Source organism: Geodermatophilus aquaeductus (genome assembly GCF_900182545.1).
Classification (GTDB): Bacteria; Actinomycetota; Actinomycetes; order Mycobacteriales; family Geodermatophilaceae; genus Geodermatophilus; species Geodermatophilus aquaeductus.
Map to the genome: position 1 here is coordinate 681105 of NZ_FXTJ01000001.1, position 20307 is coordinate 701411.

The following is a 20307-nucleotide window of genomic DNA, read 5'->3' on the forward strand; positions in this document are numbered from 1 at the left end:
TCCCAGGGACGCCCGGCACGGTCGGGCGTCATGGCCTCGCTGCTCCGTCCTCGCACGCTCGCCGCCGGCGCCGCCCTGGCCGGCGGCCTCGTCGTCGCGACCCCCGCGGTCGCCGACGCGCACAGCCTCGACAGCAGCACGCTGTCGGTGCGCGTGGGGGAGGACTCGGTGGACGCCACGGTGAGCGTCGCGCTCGAGACGCTGGACCAGGCGCTGGGCACCGACCACACGAGCAGCGCCGACGTCGCCTCCTACGCCGAGGCGGTCACCGCCTACCTCGACGAGCACCTCACCGTCACCGGCGCCGACGGCGCGGCGTGGTCCGAGACCTGGGCCGACGTCGTCCGGGAGTCCGTCGAGGGCATCGAGTCCCTCAGCGCCGAGGTCACCCTCGACCCCGGCGACGCCGACCCCTCGGCCTTCACCCTCACCTACGACGGGATCATCGAGGCCGATCCGTCCCACGAGGCGGTCGTCGTCCTCACCGACGCCGCCGGGGACATCTCCACCGCCGGCGTGCTCACCGCCTCCGACAGCGGCCTGCCGATCGGCGAGACGGCCGGCGGCAGCGTGTCCACCGGCCTGGCCGACATGGTCGGGTACGGCCTGCACCACGTGCTCGAGGGCGCCGACCACCTGCTGTTCCTGCTCACCCTGCTGCTCGTCGCCCCGGTCGTCGTGGTGGCCGGGCGCTGGCAGCGCCGCGAGGGACTCCTCCCGACGCTGCGCCGCGTCCTCGCCGTCGTCACGGCGTTCACCGTGGGGCACTCGCTGACGCTGATCGCCTCGGCACTGGGCTGGGTGTCCGTACCCGGTGCGCCGGTCGAGGTGGCGATCGCCGTCTCGGTCGGCGTGGCGGCCGCGCACGCCCTGCGCCCCCTCGCCCGCGGCGGTGAGGTGGCCATCGCCGGCGCCTTCGGCCTGGTGCACGGGCTGGCCTTCGCCGGCATCCTCACCGGTCTCGGCCTCGACGGGTCGGCGTCCGTCCCGGCGCTGCTGGCCTTCAACGTCGGCGTCGAGCTGGCTCAGCTGCTGACCGTCGCGCTCGTCTTCCCCTCGCTGTACGTGGTGTCGCGGACCCGCTCCTACCCGGCACTGCGGCGGACCGGCGCGGTCGTGGCCCTGGCCGCCGCCACCGGCTGGGCACTCGACCGCCTCGGCGTGCTGGCCGACCCCCTGGCCGGTGCGGAGGAGGCCGTCATCGCCCACCCCTGGCACGTCGTCGCCGGCCTCGCCCTCCTGGCCGCCTGCTGCCGGGCCGCCGACCGCCGCACCCCGGCCCACCGTCCCGAGGACGCGTCCGCTCACCCCACGGGGCGAGGGTTGCGACGCACCGCCTCGCGAGGTCCGGGCGGGACGGTGCGCGGAGCCACGCTGCTGGACCCGTCTGCAGCCTAGGCGCGGCGCGGCGCCCGGTGGCGTTCTCCGTCGCGGCGATGACCCCGCCCGTCACCACCGAGACCGACCGCTCCCCCGCCCGGTCGAGGGCCGGGTGCCGGTCCCCCGGCGGACCGGGGCGGTCCTGCCGAGCGGTGGAGGGCGACGCCCGCGACGACGAGGGCGACCCCGAGGACCTCCAGCGTGCTGGGCACCTGGGTCAGGACCACGACGCCGACGACCGTGGCGGTGGCCGGGAGCAGGGACACCATCAGCGCGTAGGTGGCACGGGAGAGCCGGGCCATGGCGAGCTGGTCGCACACGTAGGGGATGACCGACGAGGCGATGCCCACGCCGATCCCCGCGGCCAGCGCGACGGGGTCGAGGAACGCGGGAGCGGCCTGCCAGAGGCCGACCGGCAGGGCGACCACCGACGCGATGACCATCGACAGGGCCAGGCCGTCGAGACCGGGGACCTGCCCGCTGCTGGCGACGCGGTGTGCCAGGACGACGTAGCCGGCGAACAGCAGGGCGTTGACGACGGCGAAGGCCACCCCGACCGGCTCGGCGACCAGGTGCACGTCGGTGAGCAGCCAGACCCCGGCCACGGCCGCGCCCAGCGCCGCGGCGTTGCGCACGCCACGCACCGCGAGCGCGGCGAGGGCCACGACCGGCACGAACTCGATCGCGGCGACGGTGCCCAGCGGCAGCCGGTCGATGGCGAGGTAGAAGCAGCTGTTCATGACGGCGAGCACGGCTCCCCAGCCGAGGAGCAGCCGCCGGGTGCCGCGGTCGAGCGTCCCCCAGACCCGCCACGGCCTGCGCCACAGGGCCAGCACCAGGGCGGCCGACGCGATCCGCAACCACGCCACCCCGAGGACGTCGACCCGGGCGAAGAGCAGGACGGCGAAGGCCGGCCCCAGGTAGTGGAACACCGCGCTGACCACGAACCACGCGTGCGGCGGCACCCGCGCGACTCCCCGGCCCGGTCGACCGGGCGGCACGCCGACGTCGTCGGCAGAGCGGGTGCGGTGTCTCGGGGTCGCCATGCCTCCAGCCTGCGAGAGTGGGGGCGCCGTGACCATGCACGAACGAAGGCGAGGCGCCCCTGTGACCTCCCGATCGGAAAGCAGCACCGGCAGAGGCGATCGCCCGGGACAGCGGCCCCTGGACGACGTCGACCGCCGCCTCCTCGCGTCGCTCACCGAGGACGCCCGGGCGTCGGCCGCGGAGCTCGCCCGGCGCGTGGGGATGTCGGCTCCCGCGGTCCGCGAGCGCATCGCGCGCCTGGAGGAGACGGGCGTCATCCGTGGCTACCGGCTCGACGTGGACCCCGCCGCGCTCGGTCTGCCGGTGACCGCGTGGGTGCGCGTCCGGCCTGGTCCGGGTCAGCTGCCGAGGATCGCCGACCTGGCCGCGCGGCTCCCCGAGGTGTCGGAGTGCCACCGGGTCTCCGGGGAGGACTGCTTCCTGCTCAAGGTGCACGCACCCTCCATCGCGGCCATGGAGGACCTGCTCGACCGCTTCCTCCTGCACGGTCAGACGAACAGCTCCTTCGTCGTCTCCACCCCCGTCCCGCCGCGTCCCCCGTCACCGGGCTGACCGTGGTGGGGGCCGTGGTGGCGGGCGCTCGTGTCGGACCCGCCCCCTAGCCTCGCCGCGCCGCGGCCGCCCGGGTCCGGCAGGGCGGAGGACGACGTGGACCGGACCCTGCGCATCGCGGTCGCCACGTGCGCGGCCGCTCCGGACCTCGACGAGGACGGACCGCTGCTGCTCGACGCCCTGGCGGCCACCGGCGTCGAGGCGACCGCGGCGGTCTGGGACGACCCCGACGTCGACTGGGCACGGTTCGACGGGGTCCTCGTCCGCAGCACGTGGGACCACCCCCTGCGCCGGGACGCCTTCCTCTCCTGGGCCCGCGGCTGCCGCGCGACGGTCAACGCCGCGGAGGTCCTCGCCTGGAACACCGACAAGCGCTACCTGCAGGGGACCTGTCGCGGGCCGGGGTGCCCACGGTCCCGACGGTGTTCCTCGCCCCGGGTGGGACGGCGGCGGCGCTGCCCGACGTCGGCGACGTCGTCGTCAAGCCCGCCGTGAGCGGGAGCGCCGCCGGCACCGGCCGGTTCCCGGGCGTGTCCGACCCCGGCGCGGTGGCCCTGCTGGCCGAGCTCCACGCGCACGGACGCACCGCGATGGTCCAGCCGTACCTGCCCGGCATCGACACCCGCGGCGAGACCAGCATTGTGTTCCTCGGCGGCGAGTTCTCCCACGCCGTCCGCCGCGAACCGCTGCTGGGGGCGCCCGGGGTCCGCCGGGCCGTCGTCGTCGCCGACGTCCTCGGCACGGTGCGCCGGGTCGAGCCGGACGCCGCCCAGCTCGCGGTGGCCGCCGCCGCGCTCGACGCGGCACCCGGCGGGCGACGCGCGCTGTCCCACGCGCGCGTCGACGTCATCCCGGGGGACTCGGGGCCGGTCCTGCTCGAGCTCGAGGTCACCGACTGCTTCCTCTTCCTGGGGCACGGCGGAGCCGGCGGCCCGGGTACGGTTCGCCGAGCACGTCCTGGGCCGGCTGCTCCCGGACGGGGTCCCGACCCGGTCCGGCCGACCGCATCCGGGCTCCTGAGCACGACCGGCGACAGCGCAGGGGGTGCGAGCCGCACGATGGCCGACGTGCGGGGACGGACCAGGCGCGCACGGCTCGCCGGCCGCGGCGCCGACGTGGTCCTGGTCGCCGTGCGCGAGCTGCGACTCACGCTCGGGCTGCTCCTGATCCTGTTCGTCACGTCGGAGACCTGGCGCTACGTCGGCCGGATGGGCACCGTCCGCCTGGTCCTGCTCGTCGTGGCGGCGCTCACCGCCGCCGCTCGGACCGTCGGTGGCCCGGCGCGCGGCGGCGCGGGTCGCCGCCGAGGTCGTCTCGGTCGACGCCGGACTGGTGGCCGAGTGGTCGGGCAGCCGCGACGGCGTCCTGGTCTCCCTGGGGGCGGCGGACCCGCCCCTGGTCGTGACCCGGCAGCTGCTCCAGGTCGCGGCGTTCCTGGCCGCCCTGGGCGGCCTGTCCTTCGCCGTCGAGGTCATCGCGGACGCCGGCACCCGCGAGACACTCGTCCGCGACCTGGTCGTGCGCGCGGACGTGGCTCCCGAGGGCGCGCAGGGGCCCGCGGGGAGCGGTCCGCACGCGGGTTCCCGCGGCAGGGTGGCACGACGGAGGACCGGCTGACCGGAGGACGTCGCGCCGGACCCCTCAGCCCGGTACCCGCGCCCCTGCGGGGACCGGGCGCCCGGCCGGGCCGTCCTGCTGGCCTGACGGGGCGCAGCGCCGTTCAGGGCCGCGCCTCCTCCTGGAGTCCACGCAGATCGGCGCGTTCCAGACGGGGACCGCCGGGAGCGCGCCGCCCCGGCGAGGGCCGCAGACCCTCGACGAGGAGGTCCAGGTGGCGGTGGGCCAGTTCCTCGTCGAGCGCCGGGGGCACGGGGCCGGGCAGCGGCCGGCTGAGCCGCACGAGCAGCGTGCCGATGTCGCCGAAGGTGACGTCCGCGGGCAGGGAGCCGTCGGCGTGCGCCTCGTCGACGACGCGCTGGACGAGCCCGGCGCTGGCCTCCCGCGCGCTCTGCAGGTCGTCGTCCGCCGGGTCGAGGATGTCCAGGACCAGGGGGATGACCGCCGAGACGCGGGCGTCGAGCGCCGCGTGCATGTAGCGGACCAGCGCGGCGAAGCCGTCGGTCTCCTCGCTCAGCGCCGCAGCGGCGGCCCGGGCGGTCCGTTCCAGCGCGTCGAGGACGACGGCGCGCAACAGCGCCGAGCGGTCGGGGAAGCGCCGGTACAGCGTGGCGATGCCCACCCCCGCCCGCCGGGCGATCTCGTCCAGCGGAGCGCCTGCCCCCCGCTCCACGACGACGTCGCGAGCGGCCGCCAGCAACTGCTCGGCGTTGCGCCGGGCGTCGGCCCGCAGGGGCCGGGTCTCCCGCACCTCCCCTGCCATCCGGACCTCCAAGCGGAGAACGATCCTCCGGTTGTCTTGACGCGCCCCTCTGTCGGGAGGACGCTGAACCGGAGGCCAATCCTCCACTAGGATCGGAGAGTCCACCATGGACGACGTCCGAGAGATGCAGGACCGGTTCGACCGGGCGGAGCTCGTCGCCGACCGGGACACCCTGCGCGACCTGATCGCCGAGGACTTCCTGTCGATCGGCCCCCGGGGCTTCGTGCTGGACAAGCCGCAGTGGATCGCCCGCCACGACGAGTTCCGCTACGAGCAGCTCGAGACCAGCGAGATGGACGTGCGCCGCTACGGCGACACCGCCGTCGTCCGGGACGTGCAGCGCAACCGGGCCACCTACCAGGACCACCCGGTGGCGGTGGCCACCCGGGTCGGCCAGGTCTGGGTGCGCCAGGAGGAGCGCTGGCAGCTCGTGGCCATCCAGTTCAGCCCCCTGGCGGAGGAGCCGCCCGTCCTGCCGGGAGGAGCGGCGCGATGACCGCCACCGCCCTCACCCCCGACCGCGGCGCGCTCAGCGGGCCGGCCTCCGGGGCGTTGTTCCTCGCCGGGGTGGCCGGCGCACTCGGGACCTCTGACGTGCCCTATCCCCGTCCCGGGTCGGATGCGACGGCGATCCGCCGGTTCTTCCAGGGGAACCGCGGCGCGGCGCGGGTCAGCGCGACCGGGCAACTGCTCTCCGCCGCGGCCCTGGCCCGCTTCACCGCCTCGGTGGTGCGCCTGGCCGCACCCGCGGGCCGCACCGTCCAGACGGCGGCCGCGGTGGGCGGCGCCGTCGCCGTGGCCTCGCTGACCGCCTCCTCGGCCCTGACCGCGGCGCTCACCACCGACCGCGCCGCGGACGACGACCGCGCCGTCGCGCTGCACCGCCGCGCGTTCCTGGCCGGCGGCGTCGTCCACGGTGCCGGGTTCGGCCTGCTCGTCGGGGCCCTCGGCGTCGCCGGGGGACGCACCGGCCTGTTGTCCGGCGCGCTGTCGCGGGCGGCGCTGGGCTCGGCCGCCGCCGGCCTGCTGGCGCCGCTGTACCTGGTGGCAGGACCCGCCGCCTGGGCGATCCCGGCCGGGCGGTTCAGCGGACTGCTGATCTCCGCGGTCAGCGGCGTCCGGATGGCGCGGGGCCGGCCCGGTGTCCGGCGTCTCCGCGACGTCGTGCGCTGACGCCCCTCGCTCGCTGCACCCTCCCGGATGTCGAGGATGCGCCGTCGGTTCCGTCCCCGCGGTGGAATGACCGGACGAGCACGGGAGGCACCCCATGGCACGCATCCGACGCTTCGACCACGTCGGCATCACGGTCGCCGACCTCGACAGGGTGACGGCGTTCTTCGTCGGGCTCGGTCTCGAGGTCGAGGGCGAGCGGATGCCGATCGAGGGCGAGTTCCTGGACACCGTCATCGGCATCCCCGGCGCCCGCACCGAGATCGTCATGCTGCGGCCGCCCGACGGGGGGACCCGGCTGGAGCTGTCCAGCTTCGTCCGTCCCGAGCACGAGCCGGGGCGGCCCGGCGCGATGGCGACCGAGCTGGGGCTGCGCAACGTGGCCTTCGAGGTCGACGACCTGCAGGCGGCCGTCGAGCGACTGGCCGCGGACGGCTACGGCCTGGTCGGCGGCATCGGGGAGTACGAGCACGTCTGGCGCATGGCGTACGTGCGTGGCCCGGAGGGCATCATCGTGTCCCTCTCCGAGCGGATCGGCTGACGCGGCCGCCGGAGCCGGCCCGTCGCCGGCTCAGCCGCTGAGCCGAGCCCGGAGCAGCTGCTTGCCCTGCTCGGCGCCCTTGCGGCTGTCCGCCTGCGCCTTGCGGAAGAGGTCGGCGAGCTCGCTGTCGCCGTCGCGGTCGACGTCCTGGACGTAGGTCTCCAGCCGGAGCGCGTTGCTCAGGCACTGCTCGGTGAACCAGACGAGGTTGTAGTCCTTGTCCTTGGTGCCGGTGACCTGTCCGGTCTCCTGGCCGCTACCACTGGTCATGGCCTGCTCCTCTGCTCGAGTGAGGGGTCCCGGTCTACTCGCCGGCGGCCGGCAGGTCCACCCGTTCGCGCCCGGGGCGCGAGGACCGTCCCGTCGGCTGGTCCGGTGACCGACGCCGGGGAGCCGGCACCCGGGAGCTCGACCGCAGGAGCGAGTCGATCTCGCCGGCGCCCATCGGCCGCCCGAACAGCCAGCCCTGCACGGCGTTGCACCCGAGAGCGCGCAGCGCGTCGAGCTGCTCGGCGGTCTCCACGCCCTCGGCGACGACGTCCAGTCCCAGGCTGCGGCCCATGGCGACCATGGCACCGGCGATCGACCCGGCTCCCGCGCGTCCGTCCAGCGTGGCGATGAAGGACCGGTCGATCTTCAGGCGGTCCACGGGCAGCACCCGGAGCCGGCCGAACGACGAGTGGCCCGTCCCGAAGTCGTCGATCGCGATGGAGACGCCGAGCGCCCGGACCTCCTGCAGCGTGCGGGCCGCCTCGTCGGCGCAACTCGTCGTCGCCGTCTCGGTGACCTCGATCTCCAGCCGGCCGGGATCGATCCCCGCCGCCCGCGCGCTCGACCCGACGGAAGGCGCGAGGTCCCCCCGGGCCAGCCGGTGGGCGGAGATGTTGACCGCGACCCGCAGCCGCGGGAGCCCTGCGGCGTCCCACGCGGCGAGCTGCCGGCAGGCCTCGGCGAGCGCCCAGTCGTCGATGAGGTCGACCGTCCCGGTGCTCTCCGCCACGGGGATGAAGGTGTCGGGCAGGACGAGGCCGCGCGCGGGGTGGTGCCACCGGGCCAGGGCCTCGACGCCCGTGACCCGACCGGAGCGCAGGTCGACCTGCGGCTGGTAGAGGAGGGAGAACTGCCCGCTCCCGGCCGCCGTGCGGAGGTCGCGCGCCAGCTGGGTCTGGGCGACGACGTGCTCGCGCATGGCCGGCTCGAAGACGGCGAACCGGTTCCGTCCGGCGGCCTTCGCCGCGTACATCGCGATGTCGGCGTCGCTGAGGACCTCGTCGGGGTCCCGTCCGTCCGCCGGGTCGACGAGCGCGATCCCGATGCTGCAGCCGACCTCGAAGGTCTCCGGCCCCCACGACACGGGGGCGTTGGCCGCGGCGATCAGGCGCCCGGCGACGGCGCCGACCTCGTCCCGGCCGTGCGCCGCGGGGACGAGCACCACGAACTCGTCCCCGCCGAGGCGGGCGACGGTGTCCTCCGGGCGCACGCACGACCGGAGCCGGGAGGCGACGGCCGTCAGCACCGCGTCCCCGGCACCGTGGCCGTGGACGTCGTTGACGGCCTTGAAGTCGTCGAGGTCGAGCAGCAGGACAGCGCCGGGACCGGTGCGGCGGGCCGACAGCACGGCCCCGAGCCGGTCCCGCAGCAGGACGCGGTTGGCCAGCCCGGTCAGGGAGTCGTGCAGCGCGAGCCGGGTCAGCTCCCCCGCCTGCTCCCGGAGCCGCTCGGCGGCACTGACCGCCTCGGCCTGCGCCCGCTTCTGCTCGGTGACGTCCCGCACGATGGCGGCGTGCCCGGTGAGCGCCCCGTCGTCGTCCCTGATGGCGGAGACGGTGAGCAGCGCCGGGAAGACCGAGCCGTCCCTGCGCCGGTGCAGCCGCTCCACGCGGAGGCTGCCCACCTCGTGCAGCGAGTCGAGCGCCGGCCCCACGAGTTGTTGCCCGCTGGGGGCGACCAGCGTGCGGACGTGGCGGCCGAGGACGTCGGCGGCCGCGTGGCCGTAGAGCCGTTCCGCTCCCGGGTTCCAGGTCTCGATCCGCCCGTCGGGACCGGCGGTGAACACCGCGTCGTCGGTGCACTGCACGACGGCCGCCAGGCGCACCAGCTCGTCGCGCTGTGCCCACAGCTCGGCGGTGCGCTCCGACACCAGCCGCTCGACGAGCTCGCGCCGGTCCTCGAAGTGGCGCCAGGCCACGAAGCACGCCCAGCTCTCCAGCAGGATGAGGACGGCGTGCAGCAGCGCCATCTGCGCCACGGACTGGCCGTGCATGAACACCGAGCCGTGCACCAGCGAGCCGAGCACGGCGTGGTGCAGGGCCACGAAGCCGACGGCCAGGACGAAGGGCACCGGGGTCGCGTAGAGCGCGGCCAGGGGCAGCAGGGCGAAGAAGAGGAAGTGCGCCTCGGTGCGCCCACCCGAGACGTGCACGACCACGGCCGCCGCCGTCATCAGCCCGACGGCCGCGACGTTGGCCCGCTCACCCCGGGTGAGGAACGGCAGGGCCGCGACCGTCCCCAGGGCCGCGACGGGCGCGGCGAGGCCGCCGGCGCCGAGGACGGAGTGGCCGGCGACGAGCGCGTAGCCGGCGACGGCGACGGTCAGCGCGGCCAGGGTCCGCAGGACGAAGCGGTGGTGCTGCTGCCACTGCTCGTCCGGGAGGTGGCGGCCGCAGGGCAGCGCACGGGCCGCGCGGGCGAGCAGGCCGGGCGGAGGGGGATCGACGGAGCCGATCGCGGACGGGCCGTCCGTCGTGCCGTCCCCGGCCCGGACGCCGGTCGTCCCCACGGCGGTGCTCTCGGTCTCGTCGCGCACTCCCACAGCCGCCGTATCGGAACGAGATCGGCTCTTCTCAACGCGACTCCCCCCGTCGAGGGAGGGCTGTCCGGGTGCCCGTCCCCGGAGGAGCATCGGCGCATGGACGAGGAGTCCGTCCGGGCGGCGCTGGAGCACTACACCCGCCACAGCGCGGCCGGCGACGAGGACCGGGCCAGCGAGATCTACACCGAGGACGCCGTCGTGGAGTTCCCGCAGTCCGGCGAGCGGTTCGAGGGCGTGGCCAACTTCCGCGAGTGGCGGCGGGACTACCCGGCCCAGGTGGACCTGGAGGTGGTCCGCGTGCGCGGGCGGGACGACTTCTGGGTCGTCGAGATGCGCGCCCGCTACGACGGCGGTCCGTGGTCGTACGGCCCGGCCGTCTACGAGTTCCGCGGGGCCCTCGTCGCCCGCGAGACGATCTACGTCGCGGAGGGCTGGGAGGCGCCGGAGTGGCGGGCCCGGTGGCGGGCGGCGCCCTGACCGTGGTGGCCCAGCTCACCGGCTGACCTGCACGTTCGTCGTCCACCGGGGCATCGGGGAGGGATCCGCGGTGTTGTACCCGGCGATGACCGCGCCCGCCCTCCTCGAGGCCCCCGCCCCCACCCGCCTGTGGACGCCCAGGCGCGTCCTGGTCACCCGCTCGGCCGCCGAGCGCCCGCACGGGCAGCGCGTGCTCGCGCGCCTCGAGGCGGCCGGCGTCTCCGACGTCGAGCTGCTGCCCGGCGACCGGCTGCCCTCCCTGCGGGGCGACGACGACCGCGCGGCGTTCATGGCCGCCAAGGACACGATGGCGCTGGTCGTCCCGCCGCCGTCGAAGCGACGGCTGCAGCCCATCCCGCCGTCGGCGGACTTCCGGCTCGACCTGGCCGAGGGCTGCCCCGCGCACTGCCAGTACTGCTACCTCGCCGGCTCGCTGTCCGGCCCGCCGATCACCCGCGTCTGGGCCGACCTCGACGAGGTCCTCGACGGCCTCGACTCCTACGTCGGGCAGGGCCGCATCACCTCGGGCACGCTCGAGCGCGGCGGCGAGGGGACGACGTTCGAGGCCTCCTGCTACACCGACCCGCTGGCTCTCGAGCACCTCACCGGCGGCCTGGCCCGCATGGTCGCGCACTTCGGCACCCACGAGTGGCCCGGCCCGGTGCAGCTGCGCGCGACCACCAAGTTCGACGACGTCGCCGGCCTGCTCGGCCTCCCGCACGGCGGGCGCACCCGGCTGCGCTTCTCGCTCAACGCGGCCTCGGTCGGCCGGCGGTTCGAGGGCGCCACGAGCAGGGTCGACGCGCGCATCGCCGCCCTGGGCGCCGTCGCCCGTGCCGGCTACCCGGTGGGCCTGACCATCGCGCCGATCATGCCGGTCGAGGGCTGGCGCGAGGAGTACGGCGCCCTGCTCGACGCCGTCGCCGCGGTCCTGCCGGCCGGCACCGACCTGACCGTCGAGTGCATCACCCACCGGTTCACGCCGGGCAGCAAGGAGACGCTGCTCGACTGGTACCCGCGCACCAAGCTGGAGATGGACGAGTCCCGCCGCACTCCCAAGCGGGGCAGGTTCGGCTCGGTCAAGCACGTCTACCCCAAGGAGACGATGGCCGAGCTGCGCACCTGGTTCGAGGCCGCGCTCGCCGACCGCCTCCCCCAGGCCCGCTTCCTCTACTGGACCTGAGTGCCCGGGGTGGCGGAACCGGCGCCCGCCACCCCGGGACGGCTCACGCCGGGATCAGGCCGTTCGGGTTGAGCACGTACTTCTTCGCCGCGCCCTGGTCGAACTCCTGGTAGCCGCGCGGGGCGTCCTCCAGCGGGATCACCTCGGCGTTGACCGCCTTCGCGATCTGTACCCGGTCGTGCAGGATCGCCATCATCAGCTGGCGGTTGTAGCGCATGACCGGGCACTGACCGGTCGTGAACGCGTGCGACTTCGCCCAGCCCAGCCCCAGCCGGATCGACAGGGCGCCGACCTTGGCGGCGTCGTCGACCGCACCGGGGTCACCGGTCACGTAGAGGCCCGGGATGCCCAGCGCACCGCCGGCCCGGGTGATCTCCATCAGCGAGTTGAGCACCGTCGCCGGCGCCTCCCGCTGCGCGCCCTCACCGTGCCCGCGGGCCTCGAAGCCCACGGCGTCCACGCCGCAGTCCACCTCGGGCTCACCGAGGATCTCCGCGATCTGGTCCTTCGGGTCGCCCTTCGACACGTCGATGGTCTCGCAGCCGAAGCTGCGCGCCTGGGCGAGCCGCTCGGCGTTGAGGTCGGCGACGATGACCACGGCGGCGCCGAGCAGGTGCGCCGAGGCGGCCGCCGCGAGACCCACCGGGCCGGCGCCGGCGATGTAGACCGTCGACCCGGTGCCCACCCCGGCGGTCACGCAGCCGTGGTAGCCGGTCGGGAAGATGTCCGACAGCATCGTCAGGTCGCGGATCTTGGCCAGCGCCTGGTCGCGGTCGGGGAACTTCAGCGCGTTCCAGTCCGCGTACGGGACCATGACGTACTCGGCCTGCCCGCCGGTCCAGCCGCCCATGTCCACGTAGCCGTAGGCCGAGCCCGGCCGGTCGGGGTTGACGTTGAGACAGATGCCGGTCTTGCCCTCCTTGCAGTTGCGACAGCGGCCGCAGGCGATGTTGAAGGGCACGCTGACGATGTCGCCGACCTCGAGGAACTCGACGTCCGAGCCCTTCTCGACGATCTCGCCGGTGATCTCGTGACCGAGCACCAGCCGCTCGGGCGCCGTCGTGCGCCCGCGGACCATGTGCTGGTCGCTGCCGCAGATGTTGGTGGCCACCGTCCGCAGGATGACCCCGTGCGGCGTCTTGCGGCCGACGTTGGCCGGGTTGACCCCCGGCCCCTCCTTCAGTTCCAACCCGGGGTAGTCCAGGTCCGCGACCTCGACCTTGCCGGGACCCATGTACATGACCGCCCTGTTACCTGCCACGGACGCGCCTCCTCTCGGCGGCGGGACCGGCGCGTGCCGGGCCCGCCACTCCGCCGTCCGTGCCGATCGGCACGGACGCGTCGGACGCCCCGGCGACCTGGGGCGGGACCCCTGGTCTCGGGAGTCCGGCGGAGGCCGAGTGTGGCCTGCGTCACCCGAGAGGGTGGATGACTCCCCCGACCCTTCCCCCGGGCCCGGCACGTTGCCACGTAGCGTTGCGGCACGTGCTCGTGCTGCTCCCACCCTCGGAGACCAAGTCCCCGGACGGCGACGGCCCCCCGCTCGACCTGACCACCCTCTCCACCCCGGACCTGACGCCGGTCCGCGCGCAGCTGGTCGAGGCGCTGATCCGGCTGGCCGCCGACCCGCCGGCCGCCCGCGCGGCGCTGGGCCTGTCCCCCGCCCGGGACGTCGAGCTCGCCCGCAACGCCGCACTGTGCACCAGCCCGACGAAGCCCGCGGTCGAGCGCTACACCGGCGTCCTCTACGACGCCCTCGACGTCCGGACCCTCACCCGCGCGCAGCGCGCCCGCGCCGACCGGCGGCTCGCGGTCGGCTCGGCACTGTTCGGGCTGGCGCGGGCCACGGACGCCATCCCGGCCTACCGGCTGTCCGCGGGCTCGGCCCTCCCCGGCCTGCCGACGCTGCGCGCGCTGTGGCGGCCGGTGCTCGCCCCGGTCCTCGCGGCCTCCGGTGAGCTCGTCGTCGACCTGCGCAGCGGGGCCTACCAGGCGCTGGCACCCGTTCCGGGTGCGGTGACCGTCGACGTGCTCAGCGAGCGCCCCGACGGCAGCCGCACGGTGGTGAGCCACGCGAACAAGGCGCACAAGGGGCGGGTCGCCCGGCTGCTCGCCACCACCACGGCCGAGCCGGACGACGTCGTCCGCGTGCGGGCACTGCTGCGACGGGCCGGGTTGCACGTGGAACACGACGGGGCGACCGCCCTCACGCTGGTGCTGCCGGCGGCCTGACCGTGCGAGCCGTCACGAGGGGTCACCGACTGTGATCTGCTCGTGATCTCTGTCGACCACGATCGTCGTCGCTTACGCTGTACGCGGCGTCCGGACCCAGCACCGGCCGGGGCGCCGCGGCACAGGGAGTCGGCCGTCCGGCCGGGCGAAGGGGTTCGGTGGACGACACGTCTGGGCTCCCCCGGGAGCCGCAGGTCGCCGGTCCCCGCGCCGCCGCGGAACTCCTGCTGGCCGACCGTCCCCGCGCCCGCGCCGCCCGCCGGCTGCGGCTGCGCGACGCCAGCGTCGTCCTCGACCGCCTCGCCGAGCTCGCCGCCCGGCTGGTCGGCGCACCGATCGCGCAGATCTCCCTGCTCGACGACGTCGAGGTCGTCGTCGCGGGCACCGGCCTGCCCCCGGGCACCGTGGGCCGCGAGAGCCCGCTCGACCTGACCGCCTGCGCGGTGCCCGCCGCCGAGCGCGCGCCGGTCGTGGTCCCCGACGTCCACGACGAGCCCCGCGCCGCCGAGCTGCCGCAGGTACGTGCCGGGCTCGTCGGCGCCTACCTCGGCGTGCCGCTGATCGACACCGCCGGCCACACCGTGGGCGTCCTCTGCGTCGCCGCGCCCACGCCCCGGCCCTGGTCCGACACCGACCTGGCCACCCTGCGCCAGCTCGCCGCGGCCGCCGTCAGCGAGCTGGAGCTGGCCGCGCTGCGCGCCGAGTACGAGAGCGACCGCGTGCGCTGGGGCCTGGCCGTCGACGCCGCCGGGATCGGGACCTTCGACTGGGACCTGCACACCGGCGAGCTGACCTGGGACGCCCAGTTGGTCGAGATGTTCGGGTACTCCGACGGCGAGTTCGGCGGCAGCATCGACGACTTCAACGCCCGCGTGCACCCCGACGACCTGCCGCGGGTCACCGACGCCCTGCAGGCCAGCATCGCCTCCTGCGGCGACTACGAGGCCGAGTACCGCGTCGTCTGGCCGACCGGGGACACCCGCTGGGTGCAGGCCCGCGGGCGCACGCTGGCCGACGAGAGCGGCGCGGCCAGCCGCGTGCTGGGCGCCGCCTACGACACCACCGCCGAGCGCGCCGCCGGCCTGCGGGTCACGCGGGTGCTCGAGGCGATGCCGGCCGGCTTCTACTCCCTCGACCGCGAGTGGCGCTTCACGCACGTCAACGCCGAGGCCGAGCGCCTCCTGGGTGCCGACCGCGACGAGCTGCTCGGCCAGGAGCTCTGGACGGCGTTCCCGGCCGCGGTGAACAGCGTCTTCGAGGAGAGCTACCGCACCGCCGTCCGCACCGGCACGCCGGTGCAGTTCGACGCGCACTACCCCGCGCCGCTCAACGGCTGGTACGAGGTGCGCGCGTGGCCGAGCCCCGAGGGCCTGTCGGTCTACTTCCTCGAGGTCACCGAGCGCCGCCGCGTGCAGGCCCGCGCCGAGCGCGCCACGCAGCGGCTGGCGCTGCTCGCCCAGGTCAGCGCCGAGCTGGCCGGCGCCCTGGACCCCCAGACGGCGACGGCGCACCTGCCGCGCCTGGTGGTGCCGGCACTCGCGGACTGGTGCATCGTCACCGTCGTCGACCCCGACGGGCGCCCGCGCGACGTCGGGCACTGGCACGCCGTCCCCTCCTCCCGTCCCCTCGTCGAGCGCTACGCCGCGACGCGGCTCGACGCCATGCCGGCCACGGCGCCGCTCATGCGCGCCCTGCTCACCGGCGAGCCGGTCATGGAGCGCAGCGAGGCCGTGCGCGACGTGCTGGCCGACGGCGAGGCCCGCGACGTGGTGAGCGCGCTGGACCCCGAGTCGGCGATCGCCCTGCCGCTGCGGGGCCGCGACCGCACCCTCGGCGTGATGACGCTGTTCTTCCGCCGGGGCTGGACACCGCGCGACGAGGACCTCGCCACCGCCCAGGACGTCGCCGACCGCGCCGGGCTGGCCCTGGACAACGCCCGCCTCTACGGCCAGCAGCGCGCGCTCGCCGAGGGGCTGCAGCGCAGCCTGCTCACCGAGCCGCCGGAGCCCGACCACGCCGAGATCGCCGTCCGCTACCTGCCGGCCGCCGAGGCCGCGCGGGTCGGCGGCGACTGGTACGACGCGTTCCTCCAGCCCGGCGGGGCGACGATGCTCGTCATCGGCGACGTCGTCGGCCACGACACCGAGGCCGCGGCGGCCATGGGGCAGCTGCGCGCGCTGCTGCGCGGCATCGCCACCTACAGCGACGCCGGCCCCGGTGAGGTGCTGCGCGGCCTGGACGCCTCGATGGCCGTGCTGCAGGCCCGGGTGCTGGCCACGGCCACCGTCGCCCGCTTCGAGCAGACCGACGACGAGCGGCGGCGCGGCGTCACCCGCATGCGCTGGGCCAACGCCGGGCACCTGCCGCCGCTGGTCATCAACCCCGACGGCAGCGTGGCCGAGCTCGCCACCTGGCGCGGCGACCTGCTGCTCGGCGTCGACCCCGACGCGCTGCGCGAGGAGTCGGTGGTCACCCTCGACCGGGGCGCCACCGTGCTGCTGTTCACCGACGGGCTCATCGAGCGCCGCGACGCCGACCTCGACGCCGGCATGGCCCGGCTGCGGGAGGCGCTGCGCGAGCTGGTCGGCCGGCCGCTGCACGAGCTGCTCGACCAGGTGCTGCACCGGCTGGTCGACGGCCGTCCCGAGGACGACGTCGCCCTGGTGGCGGTGCGGCTGCACCCGCAGGACTCCCCCCGCCCGCCCGAGGCCGGCCCCAACCGGGTCCCCGACGTCGTCCCCGAGGACCCGGCGAGCCCGTCGCGGCGCTGACCCACCCGGACCCGTCCGGCGTCGATCCGGTCAGGAATCGAGAAGCCCGCGGGCGTCCTCGTGCGCCAACCTCTGGTGCGGGGGCCGGCACCGGGCCGGCCCCGCGAGCGTCGAGAGGGAGCCGGCCATGTCCACGCAGGAGACCGAGGAGTCCCACGGCTTCACCGCCGAGGAGCGGGCCGCGATGAGGGAGCGCGCCGCCGAGCTCCGTGCCGAGGGCCGCAAGGGCGCGAAGAAGGCCGACGGCCTGCAGGCGGTCCTGGACCGGATCGCGGAGATGGCACCGGAGGACCGGGCGCTCGCCGAGCGCGTGCACGTGGCGGTGACCACGACCGCCCCCCAGCTGTCGCCGAAGACCTGGTACGGCATGCCCGCCTACGCGAACGCCGACGGCAAGGTCGTCGTCTTCTTCCAGGACGCCGGCAAGTTCGGCTACCGCTACTCGACCGTCGGCTTCCAGGACGCGGCCACGCTCGACGACGGCGACCTCTGGCCGGTGGCGTACGCGCTCACGGGCTGGAGCCCCGCGGTGGAGGAGCGGGTCGTCGACCTGGTGCGCACGGCCACCGCCTGAGCCGCACCTCAGGGGCGGGGTCGCTCCCGGCGGACGGTGACCTTGCGGCCCTTGATCGTGCTGGCCCGCAGCGCGGTGACGACCTCCTCGGCGGCGGCCTCGGGCACCTCCACCAGGCTGAAGCGCTCGGCGATCTCGATGGCGCCGACGTCGCGGCCGCGCAGCCCGGTCTCGCCGGCGATCGCGCCCACCAGGTCGCCGGGGCGCACGCCGGCGCTGCGGCCGGCGCCGATGAACAGCCGGGCGGTGTCACCGCCGTTCGACCGCGACCGCGACGGCCGGCCCCGGTCGCCGCGGTCGCCGTCGCGCTGCGGGCGCTCGGGCCGGAGGGTGACCTCGGGGATCTCCTCGTCGTCGTCCGGGCCGTTGGTGGCCTCGTGCGCGAGCTTGACCGCCGCCAGCGCCACCTCCATGACGTCGAACTCGTCGGTGAGCGTCTCGACGACGGCCCGGAACCGCTCGAGGTCGTCGCCGAGCAGGCTCTCGCGCAGCGCGGCGCGGGTGAGCTCGAGCCGGCGGGCGCGCAGGTCGGCGACCGTGGGCACGCGTTCCACGTGGATCGGCGACCCGGTGACCCGCTCGATCGTCTTGAGCATCCGGTGCGCCCGGGGCTCGACCAGCGTGATCGCCACGCCCTCGCGCCCGGCCCGGCCGACCCGGCCGATGCGGTGCACGTAGGTCTCTGCCGCGGCCGGGACGTCGTAGTTGACGACGTGGGTGAGCTGCTCGACGTCGAGCCCGCGGGCGGCGACGTCGGTGGCCACGAGCAGCTCCGCGGTGCCGCCGCGCAGCCGCCCCATGACCCGGTCGCGCTGCTCCTGGCTCATGCCGCCGTGCAGCGCCTCGGCGCGGTAGCCGCGGCCGTTGAGCGTCTCGGTGAGGTCGTCGACCTCGTCGCGGGTGCGGCAGAAGACGATGGCCGCCGTCGGGCTCTCGACGTCGAGCACCCGGCCCAGCGCCGCGGGCTTGGCCGCGCGGGCGACGACGAACGCCGTCTGCCGGACCCGCGGCGCCTGGCCCTCGGTGGGCACCTCGCGGGCGACCTGGATGCGCAGCGGGTCGCGCAGGTGGCGGCGGGCCATGCTGTCGAGCCGGCGCGGCATCGTGGCGCTGAACAGCACCGTCTGCCGCTCCTCGGGCACCTCGGCCAGCAGCGCCTCGAGGTCCTCGGCGAAGCCCATGTCGAGCATCTCGTCGGCCTCGTCGAGCACCACCGTGGCGACGCCGCCCAGGTGCAGGCTGCCGCGCTGCAGCAGGTCCAGCGCCCGCCCGGGGGTGGCGACGACGACGTCGACGCCGGCCTCCAGCGCCCGCAGCTGGCGCGGGATCGGCTGGCCGCCGTAGACCGGGACGACGCGGGCGCCGAGGTCGCGGCCGTAGCGGTGCAGCGCCTCCGACACCTGGATGGCCAGCTCGCGGGTGGGCACGAGGACCAGCGCGAGCGGGTCGCCGCCGGGGCGCTCGTCGGGCAGCCGCTGCAGCACCGGCAGCGCGTAGGCCGCCGTCTTGCCGGTGCCGGTGGCCGCCTGGCCGAGCAGGTCGCGCCCGGCGACCATCGGCGGGACTGCCTCGCGCTGGATGGGCGTGGGCTCCTCGTAGCCGAGTCGGGTCAGCGCCGCCAGCAGCTCGGGGCGCAGACCGAGGTCGGCGAAGGTGGCCGTCTCGTCCTGCTCGTCGGCCAGCTGCCGGTTCGTGTCGCCGTCCACCCGCACAGTGTCGGCCACCGCGGGTACCCGGGCCCGTGGCACCCTCCCCCGGTGACCTCCGCAGCCGCCCCCGGTGACGACCTCTGCCTGCGCCCGGCCACCGAGCTGGCCGCCCTGGTGCGCGGGAAGGAGGTCTCCGCGCGGGAGCTGCTCGAGGCGCACCTGGCCCGCATCGAGCGGATCGACCCGCAGGTCAACGCCATCGTCACCCTCGACGCCGAGGGCGCCCGGGCCGCGGCCGACGCCGCCGACGCCGCCCTCGCCGCGGGTGCAGAGGTCGGCCCGCTGCACGGTCTCCCGGTGGCGCACAAGGACACCCACGCCACCGGCGGCATGCGGACGACGTGGGGCTCGCCGCTGCACGCCGACACCGTCCCGGCGCGCGACGAGCTCGTCGTCGAGCGGCTGCGCCGGGCGGGCGCGGTGCGCGTGGGCAAGACCAACCTGCCGGAGTTCGCGGCCGGCTCGCACACCTTCAACCCGCTCTTCGGCGCCACCCACAACCCGTGGCGGCACGGGCTGTCGGCGGGCGGCTCCAGCGGCGGGGCCGCGGCCGCGCTGGCCGCAGGGCTCGTGCCGGTGGCCGAGGGCAGCGACATGGGCGGCTCGCTGCGCAACCCCGCGGCCTTCTGCGGCGTCGTCGGGCTGCGGCCCTCGCCGGGGCGGGTGCCGACGTGGCCGGCGGGGCTGGGCTGGGCGACGCTGTCGGTGCAGGGGCCCATGGGCCGCACGGTCGGCGACGTCGCGCTGACGCTGTCGGCGATCGCCGGGCCCGATCCGCGGGTGCCGATCGCGCTGTCGGAGGCCGGCGCCTCGTTCGCCGCCCCGCGCCCGGCGCAGCTGCGCGGCCTGCGGGTGGCCTGGACGCCCGACCTCGGCGGGCTGGTGCCGGTCGAGCCGGTGATCCCGCAGGTGCTGGCCGGCGTGCTGGCGCGGCTCGAGGCGGAGGGCGCCGTCGTGGAGGAGGCCTGCCCCGACCTGCGCGAGGCCGACGAGGTGTTCGGCACGCTGCGGGCGTGGCTGTTCGAGGCCACGTTCGGCGACGTCGTCCGCCGGTCGCCGGAGAAGGTCAAGGAGGCCATCCGCGGCAACGCCGCCCGCGGCGCGGCACTCAGCGGTGCCGACGTCGCCCGCGCGGAGCTGGCCCACACCCGGCTGCACGAGCAGGTCGTCGGCTTCTTCGACCGCTACGACGTGCTGCTCGCGCCCACCACCCAGGTGCTGCCCTTCCCCGTCGAGCAGGAGTACCCGGCGGAGGTGGCGGGGGTGCCGCAGGAGGACTACCTGGGCTGGATGCGCTCCTGCACGCTGGTGTCCGCCACCGGCTGCCCCGCGCTCTCGCTGCCCGGCGGGTACACCGACGACGGCCTGCCCGTGGGCCTGCAGGTGGTGGCCGCGCCGCGCGCCGACCTGCGCCTGCTCGAGGTGGCCGCCGCGATCGAGCAGGTCACCGGCCCGGCCCGCCTCCCCGCCCTCTGACGC

At 75.8% G+C, this 20307-nt stretch carries 19 protein-coding genes; 13 read left to right on the plus strand and 6 right to left on the minus strand.

All coding sequences use genetic code 11. The annotated features are described in order from the left end of the window. Positions 1-30: 30 nt before the first annotated feature. Complete coding sequence (locus tag FN207_RS03405; RefSeq protein ID WP_142456908.1) at positions 31-1398, plus strand: HupE/UreJ family protein; 1368 nt, start codon at positions 31-33, stop codon at positions 1396-1398. On the opposite strand, the gene FN207_RS03410 is transcribed toward FN207_RS03405, so the two are convergent. Beyond that, positions 1395-2426 carry an EamA family transporter gene (locus FN207_RS03410; RefSeq protein ID WP_142456909.1) on the minus strand — a complete coding sequence of 344 codons (1032 nt, stop codon included), beginning with the start codon at positions 2424-2426 and terminating at the stop codon, positions 1395-1397. The genes FN207_RS03405 and FN207_RS03410 overlap by 4 nt on opposite strands. Positions 2427-2487: 61 nt before the next feature. Here FN207_RS03410 and FN207_RS03415 point away from each other — a divergent pair, with 61 nt between their 5' ends. The 3 genes from FN207_RS03415 to FN207_RS26135 all read left to right on the plus strand — a co-directional run bounded on the left by FN207_RS03415 (position 2488) and on the right by FN207_RS26135 (position 4596). Next, entirely contained in the window at positions 2488-2979 is a 492-nt protein-coding gene (locus tag FN207_RS03415; RefSeq protein ID WP_221888012.1) for an Lrp/AsnC family transcriptional regulator, read from the plus strand. 96 nt (positions 2980-3075) lie between these two features. Then, positions 3076-3474 carry an ATP-grasp domain-containing protein gene (locus FN207_RS26130; protein WP_185938132.1) on the plus strand — a complete coding sequence of 133 codons (399 nt, stop codon included), beginning with the start codon at positions 3076-3078 and terminating at the stop codon, positions 3472-3474. Positions 3475-4251: 777 nt separating this feature from the next. Continuing rightward, positions 4252-4596, plus strand: coding sequence for a hypothetical protein (locus FN207_RS26135; RefSeq protein WP_185938134.1), 345 nt, complete (start codon positions 4252-4254; stop codon positions 4594-4596). Between the two features lie 103 nt (positions 4597-4699). Here FN207_RS26135 and FN207_RS03430 read toward each other — a convergent pair whose 3' ends face one another. Next, positions 4700-5359, minus strand: a complete 660-nt coding sequence (locus FN207_RS03430; RefSeq protein ID WP_142456910.1) for a TetR/AcrR family transcriptional regulator — start codon at positions 5357-5359, stop codon at positions 4700-4702. A 106-nt stretch (positions 5360-5465) separates the two neighbouring features. On the opposite strand from FN207_RS03430, the gene FN207_RS03435 reads away from it, so the two are divergent. The 3 genes from FN207_RS03435 (at position 5466) to FN207_RS03445 (ending at position 7070) form a co-directional block, all read left to right on the plus strand. Continuing rightward, the gene (locus FN207_RS03435) at positions 5466-5855 is read left to right on the plus strand and encodes a nuclear transport factor 2 family protein (protein WP_142456911.1); all 390 of its coding nucleotides are present in this window, start codon (positions 5466-5468) and stop codon (positions 5853-5855) included. Then, the gene (locus FN207_RS03440) at positions 5852-6532 is read left to right on the plus strand and encodes a hypothetical protein (protein WP_142456912.1); all 681 of its coding nucleotides are present in this window, start codon (positions 5852-5854) and stop codon (positions 6530-6532) included. Before FN207_RS03435 ends, FN207_RS03440 begins: the two co-directional genes overlap by 4 nt. A 94-nt stretch (positions 6533-6626) precedes the next feature. Further along, the gene (locus tag FN207_RS03445; RefSeq protein ID WP_142456913.1) at positions 6627-7070 is read left to right on the plus strand and encodes a VOC family protein; all 444 of its coding nucleotides are present in this window, start codon (positions 6627-6629) and stop codon (positions 7068-7070) included. Between the two features lie 30 nt (positions 7071-7100). Here the strand turns inward: FN207_RS03445 and FN207_RS03450 are convergent, their stop codons facing one another. Further along, positions 7101-7340, minus strand: a complete 240-nt coding sequence (locus FN207_RS03450; protein WP_142456914.1) for a hypothetical protein — start codon at positions 7338-7340, stop codon at positions 7101-7103. 34 nt (positions 7341-7374) lie between these two features. Then, positions 7375-9876: a putative bifunctional diguanylate cyclase/phosphodiesterase gene (locus FN207_RS03455; RefSeq protein WP_142456915.1), complete on the minus strand. Its 2502-nt coding sequence runs from the start codon at positions 9874-9876 to the stop codon at positions 7375-7377. 102 nt (positions 9877-9978) lie between these two features. Here FN207_RS03455 and FN207_RS03460 point away from each other — a divergent pair, with 102 nt between their 5' ends. Continuing rightward, on the plus strand, positions 9979-10359 hold the full coding sequence (locus FN207_RS03460; RefSeq protein WP_142456916.1) for a nuclear transport factor 2 family protein: 381 nt from the start codon (positions 9979-9981) through the stop codon (positions 10357-10359). Between the two features lie 85 nt (positions 10360-10444). Next, positions 10445-11542 (plus strand): SPL family radical SAM protein, encoded by a 1098-nt coding sequence (locus FN207_RS03465; RefSeq protein WP_142456917.1) that lies wholly within the window; start codon positions 10445-10447, stop codon positions 11540-11542. Between the two features lie 43 nt (positions 11543-11585). Here FN207_RS03465 and fdhA read toward each other — a convergent pair whose 3' ends face one another. Next, a complete protein-coding gene (fdhA, locus tag FN207_RS03470; RefSeq protein ID WP_142456918.1) occupies positions 11586-12803 on the minus strand; it encodes a formaldehyde dehydrogenase, glutathione-independent in 1218 nt (405 codons plus the stop codon). A 224-nt stretch (positions 12804-13027) separates the two neighbouring features. On the opposite strand from fdhA, the gene yaaA reads away from it, so the two are divergent. From yaaA to FN207_RS03485, 3 genes are all read left to right on the plus strand, one after another. Further along, positions 13028-13774 (plus strand): peroxide stress protein YaaA, encoded by a 747-nt coding sequence (gene yaaA, locus FN207_RS03475; RefSeq protein ID WP_142456919.1) that lies wholly within the window; start codon positions 13028-13030, stop codon positions 13772-13774. A 158-nt stretch (positions 13775-13932) separates the two neighbouring features. After that, positions 13933-16545, plus strand: a complete 2613-nt coding sequence (locus tag FN207_RS03480; protein ID WP_142456920.1) for a SpoIIE family protein phosphatase — start codon at positions 13933-13935, stop codon at positions 16543-16545. A gap of 127 nt (positions 16546-16672) precedes the next feature. Continuing rightward, entirely contained in the window at positions 16673-17119 is a 447-nt protein-coding gene (locus FN207_RS03485; protein WP_142456921.1) for an iron chaperone, read from the plus strand. 8 nt (positions 17120-17127) lie between these two features. On the opposite strand, the gene FN207_RS03490 is transcribed toward FN207_RS03485, so the two are convergent. After that, positions 17128-18825, minus strand: a complete 1698-nt coding sequence (locus tag FN207_RS03490; protein WP_246065722.1) for a DEAD/DEAH box helicase — start codon at positions 18823-18825, stop codon at positions 17128-17130. 51 nt (positions 18826-18876) lie between these two features. On the opposite strand from FN207_RS03490, the gene FN207_RS03495 reads away from it, so the two are divergent. Further along, on the plus strand, positions 18877-20304 hold the full coding sequence (locus tag FN207_RS03495) for an amidase (RefSeq protein WP_142456922.1): 1428 nt from the start codon (positions 18877-18879) through the stop codon (positions 20302-20304). The last annotated feature ends 3 nt before the right edge of the window (positions 20305-20307 follow it).

What these genes read in the sequence shown, in the direction of transcription:
- FN207_RS03460 (WP_142456916.1), top strand. Translation starts at nt 9,979, where the DNA reads ATGGACGAGGAGTCCGTCCGGGCGGCGCTGGAGCACTACACCCGCCAC.
- FN207_RS03485 (WP_142456921.1), top strand. Translation starts at nt 16,673, where the DNA reads ATGTCCACGCAGGAGACCGAGGAGTCCCACGGCTTCACCGCCGAGGAG.
- FN207_RS03450 (WP_142456914.1), bottom strand. Translation starts at nt 7,340, where the DNA reads ATGACCAGTGGTAGCGGCCAGGAGACCGGACAGGTCACCGGCACCAAG.
- FN207_RS03445 (WP_142456913.1), top strand. Translation starts at nt 6,627, where the DNA reads ATGGCACGCATCCGACGCTTCGACCACGTCGGCATCACGGTCGCCGAC.
- FN207_RS03430 (WP_142456910.1), bottom strand. Translation starts at nt 5,359, where the DNA reads ATGGCAGGGGAGGTGCGGGAGACCCGGCCCCTGCGGGCCGACGCCCGG.
- FN207_RS03465 (WP_142456917.1), top strand. Translation starts at nt 10,445, where the DNA reads ATGACCGCGCCCGCCCTCCTCGAGGCCCCCGCCCCCACCCGCCTGTGG.
- FN207_RS03410 (WP_142456909.1), bottom strand. Translation starts at nt 2,426, where the DNA reads ATGGCGACCCCGAGACACCGCACCCGCTCTGCCGACGACGTCGGCGTG.
- FN207_RS03405 (WP_142456908.1), top strand. Translation starts at nt 31, where the DNA reads ATGGCCTCGCTGCTCCGTCCTCGCACGCTCGCCGCCGGCGCCGCCCTG.
- FN207_RS03435 (WP_142456911.1), top strand. Translation starts at nt 5,466, where the DNA reads ATGGACGACGTCCGAGAGATGCAGGACCGGTTCGACCGGGCGGAGCTC.
- FN207_RS03440 (WP_142456912.1), top strand. Translation starts at nt 5,852, where the DNA reads ATGACCGCCACCGCCCTCACCCCCGACCGCGGCGCGCTCAGCGGGCCG.